Origin of the sequence: Nevskia soli (assembly GCF_903970205.1) — a bacterium.
GTDB lineage: Bacteria > Acidobacteriota > Terriglobia > Bryobacterales > Bryobacteraceae > Bog-113.
Window position 1 is genome coordinate 1 of record NZ_CAJCHS010000114.1, and the last position, 4,777, is coordinate 4,777.

A 4,777-nucleotide genomic window follows, 5' to 3' on the forward strand; every position below is an offset into this window, starting at 1 on the left:
CCCGCGATATGTTGAAAGCGTGCAGCAGACCAGCGCGGACTTACTCGAATTCGAAGCCTTGCGCGCACTCCTCGCCCGCTATGTCGGCAGCCCCATGGGTCGTATGCGCCTTGACGCCGTCGCTCCAGGTACCGACCGGAAAGCCATCGAAGCCCAACTGGCCGAAGCCGGCGAGGCGATCGAGTATCTGCGCGCCTCCAGTAAGCCGCAGCCGGCGCAGCGCGGGTCCGCGATCCGCATCTCTTTCAACGGCCTGCCCGATTTCACGCAAACTGCGGAAAAGCTCCGCATCGAAGGCGCGACGCTCGAACCCAAAGAACTGTTCGACCTGATCTCGCTTCTCGACCGCGCAGCCGATGCGCGATCCATCCTCAACGCCGCGGCGGAACGTTTCCCCCTGCTCGGAGCGCGCGGCGCGAGCATCGGCGACTTCCGTCCGCTGCTTGTCGAAATCCAGGGCAAAGTACTGCCCGATGGATCGATCGCCGATAACGCGAGTGTCGCGCTGAACCGGCTGCGGCGCGATATCGAGCGCCAAAAGCGGCAGATTCAGGAGTCGCTGGAGCGCTTTCTTCGCACGCATCGCGATGAAGGCCTGCTGCAGGAAGAGATTGTCACCATCCGCAATGAGCGGTTCGTCGTTCCGGTGATTGCCGGGCAGCGGCGGCGCATGAACGGCGTCATTCACGGGGCGAGTTCCAGCGGCCACACGTTGTTTGTCGAGCCGCTCGAGACCATCGATTTGAACAACGAACTCGTCCGGCTCACCGAAGAGGAGATGCGTGAAGTCCAGCGCATTCTGCGCGAGCTGACGGCGCGCCTGCGCGAGAGCGGACCGGAGATCCGCGTCGCCATCGAGACTATGGGCGACCTCGATCTGATCTTCGGCAAAGCGCGGTTTGCGGTCGAGTTCGAGTGCTCGATTCCGGTGTTCAGCGGGCAAGGGGATCGGCGTCTCGAATTGCGGGAAGCGCGCCATCCTTTATTGAGCGACGTTCTCAAACGGCAGGGCCGGCGCGTGGTTCCGTTCAGCCTGAAGCTCGATTCCGATTGCCGCACGCTGCTTATCAGCGGACCTAATACCGGAGGGAAAACGATCACGCTGAAGTCCGTCGGGCTGATCGCGCTGATGGCGCAATCGGCCTTCCCGGTCCCTTGTGAATACGCCGAGCTGCCGGTTTTCGAGCAAGTGCTGGCGGATATCGGCGACGCGCAAAGCATCCAGGAAAGCCTCAGCACATTCTCCGCGCACATCGCGCGTTTGCGGGAGATGGCGCTGGATGTTACGCCGGAAACGCTGGTGCTGCTCGATGAAATCGGATCGGCAACCGATCCGGAAGAAGGCGGCGCTCTCGGCGTTGCGCTGGTCGACCATTTCCGCGCGGCGGGAGCGTTCACGCTCGCGTCCACTCACCTGCTGGCGCTCAAAGTTTACGGCGCGAATACACCGTCCGTGCTCAATGCCTCGATGGGTTATGACGAAGAAAGCCTCGCGCCGACTTACCAGCTGCAAGTCGGGCTGCCGGGGAAGTCGGCGGGTCTCGATATCGCCACACGCCTCGGCATGCCGGAGGACATTATGAAGCGCGCGCGGGCCAGCCTGAGCAATCGCGAGGCGGATCTTGCGGGCCTGATCGCGGAGCTGCACCGCCGCCTGGATACCGCAACCGCCCACGAGCAGGAACTGGCGCACGAGCGCACGCGACTGGAAACGACTGAGCGGCTTCGCGCAGCCGCGTGGGAGCGCCGCGAAATCGAGCGCTCACGCGAGCTCGAAGCCAAAACGGAAGAGCTGATCGCGCGCTTCGAACAGCAATCGCGCGAAACCATCGACCGCCTGATGGAGACTTCCGAGCGCCGCAAAGCGGAGGATCTGGCGCAGCGCAAGATCTCGCGCGTGAAGCGCGAGTTTCGCGAGCAGGTGCAGGACGCACTCACCGATCCGGCCGCTGCTGCGACCAAGACGCCCGAGCGGGCAAAGCTCGAAGAAGGCTCTCGCGTCCGTGTGCGCGGCGTCCGCGACGTGGCGCGCGTGCGGCGCCTGCTTTCGAATGACCGGGTCGAAGTCGAAGCCGGGTTCATGAAGATGCAGGTTGCGCTCGAAGATATCGAGGAAGTACTGCCCGAAAGTGCCGGCGTGGACAAGCCGCGCATGGGCTCCAACATCCAGTTCCGGCAGGCGCCCCAGCTGAATCCGGTCTTCCAGGAGATCAACATTATCGGCGAGCGGGCGGACGAAGCGCGCGACCGCGTGGAGCAGTTTCTGGATCAAGCCGCGCTCGCGACGGCCAGCCGTGTTCGCATCGTACATGGCCATGGAATGGGCGTTCTGAAGCGCGTCATGGCCGAACTGCTGGGGGCGAATCCGCACGTCGCGCGCTTCTACCCGGCCACGCCGAATGAGGGCGGCGCGGGAGCGACCATCGTCGAGCTGCGGGAATGAATGTCTCGTATCGGGATATTTTCGACAGCCTCACAACCGGTCATTTTGAGACGCTCTATCGGCATCCGCTCAGATTGCTCTGCCCACGCAGGTTGAGGATGTGCGACCCCGGCGAAGCCCTATACTGTATGCTCCAACTTTGGCAAGACGGGCGTCCTCGATCAGGAACGGAATACACCTGGAGAGTGAAAGAAATGAGGGATGGCGAAGTGAGCTCGATGACACGGCGGGAGCTGCTGAGAAGCGCTTCGGTCACAGCGGCGGCGGTGGCACTGGGTTCGCTGGCGGGGCAGGACAAAGCCGGCGCAGCGGAAAGGTCAAAGGCATTCCCGGAGAAGTTTCTATGGGGCTGCGCGACAGCCGCGTACCAGGTGGAAGGCAACAACATCAACACGGACCTATGGCTGATGGAGCAAATGCCGGGGACGATTTCAAGGAACGGTCGGGCGATGCATGCGATCACTACCATCTATATCCACAGGACATCTCGATGGTGGCCGACCTGGGGTTCAACACCTATCGGTTTTCGATTGAGTGGTCGCGAATTGAGCCGGAGGAAGGGGCGTTTTCGAACGCCGAGCTGGAACATTACCGGCGCATGGTGGGCACTTGTCATGAGCAAGGGCTGACTCCCATGGTGACGTATTCGCACTTTGCCCTGCCCCGATGGTTCGCGTTGAAGGGTGGATGGGAGCGGGCGGATGCGGCGGACCGGTTTGCTCGCTACTGCGAGCGGGCGACGCGGTACCTGGGCGACATGATCGGGTATGCGTCGACGTTGAACGAGCCGGACTTGCCCCAATTACTGGACTGGGTCAGGTTGCCGGGAGGTCCAGGGGAAATGAGCGTTTCGGACATGATGCGCGGGGCGCGGGAACGGGTGCGCAAGGAGGCGAACGCTCCGGAGTTTTCGAACTTCCTCACCGGGGACGCGAACAGAAACCATGACGGGTTGATGGCTTCGCACTCCAAGGGGATGGAAGCGATGAAGTCAGTGATGCCTGGGATGCCGGTGGGGTTCAACCTGGCCATGCAGGACGATCAGCCGGCTCCTGAAGACAGCCACGTGGATGAAAAGCGATCGGCGGTGTACGGGTCGTGGCTGGAGGCGGCAAAGCATTGCGATTATCTCGGCGTGCAGACGTATGGTCGTTCGCTGGTCGGCAAGAAGGACCTGCCACCGCCGGCGGGAGTTGAGGTGACGCAATCGGGGATTGAGTTTTATCCAGAGTGCGTGGAGCACGTGGTGCGGTATGCGAGCAAGGCGACGGGGGTTCCGATCATCGTTACGGAGAACGGCATTGCAACCACCGATGACACGCGGCGGGTGGAGTACGTGCGGCAAGCGGTGGCCGGTCTGAAGCGGGCGATCGACGATGGGGTGGATGCGCGTGGATACATCGCTTGGTCGCTGCTGGATAATTTCGAGTGGATGTCGGGATATGAGCCGAAGTATGGGCTGGTCGCGGTGGACCTGAAGACGCAGAAGCGGACCATCAAGCCTAGTGGGGTGACGCTGGGGAACATTGCACGCCGGAATTCTCTCTGACTGAAGAAAGGCAGATTCCCTTCGGCGGCCCAATCTTGGCGCTCTCCGATGACAAGGCAACGAGTTCGCGAAGAAGAGGTCGAGAGACTACGGGTGTGCCGCGAACTTGAAACCGACTTCGCCGGGCGCAAAACAGTTATTTTTTGGGTCGTTCTCATCGCCGTCGCAGGTTTGTTCTGGAGCCTGGTGAGGAGTTCCCACACCTTTGCGCCCATTGGGCCGGGGACCGTTCCGGTTGAAACCATGAAAGTTATACGACCCAATCGCGTTTCGGGTCTTTCACGTATAAACGTTTCACAGTGCCGCAAGAGGTGCACATGTCAGCAAAAAGGCTCTCCCTTTTCCCCCTTTCGGACCACCTGAAAAAGCCTTTCTCTTTGCAGAGGAGGCCGGGACGTACGTCACCACCACCACCGGAAGCAGAAACAGTGAGACCGCTGATGAGTTGTGAACCGCCGCAGTGTTCACATGTATTGTTGGGCATGGACAACTATAGCCCTAGGGGTGACTCGTGATCCCGCTTACCCTCCCCAAAGGGGTCCTTTTCGGGACTGCCCCGCCCATCATCATTCCAGTATGGCCGCCGGTCGGTGTGATGATCGAGCCGGGCCGACCTCACCGATCAATCTGCCTAAGGCCGATTCCCTCCCTCTGGCCGCTAGTGATATACTTCGTAGTACGAAAGGATGTTCTGAATGGATGAACCCAAGATGTACCCAATCGAAGAAGCACTAAAAGCACAAAAAGCCTTGCGTGCCCTGGCAGGACTCGGGCCCGAAATGTTC

General features: G+C 61.2%; 2 protein-coding genes and 1 pseudogene. All 3 read left to right on the forward strand.

Annotated features, from left to right (window positions below; all coding sequences use genetic code 11):
- Positions 1–19: 19 nt before the first annotated feature.
- The 3 genes and pseudogenes from H1Y01_RS05205 (at position 20) to H1Y01_RS05210 (ending at position 3,992) form a co-directional block, all read left to right on the forward strand.
- Complete coding sequence (locus H1Y01_RS05205) at positions 20–2,443, forward strand: endonuclease MutS2 (RefSeq protein WP_437179948.1); 2,424 nt, start codon at positions 20–22, stop codon at positions 2,441–2,443.
- 218 nt (positions 2,444–2,661) lie between these two features.
- Positions 2,662–2,799: pseudogene (locus tag H1Y01_RS19910) on the forward strand (hypothetical protein); the annotation flags it as partial.
- Between the two features lie 44 nt (positions 2,800–2,843).
- Positions 2,844–3,992, forward strand: coding sequence for a glycoside hydrolase family 1 protein (locus H1Y01_RS05210; protein WP_219341290.1), 1,149 nt, complete (start codon positions 2,844–2,846; stop codon positions 3,990–3,992).
- The last annotated feature ends 785 nt before the right edge of the window (positions 3,993–4,777 follow it).

Bases quoted from the DNA above. Each gene is read 5' to 3' on its own strand.
- H1Y01_RS05210 (WP_219341290.1), top strand. From the start codon at position 2,844: ATGGCTGATGGAGCAAATGCCGGGGACGATTTCAAGGAACGGTCGGGC.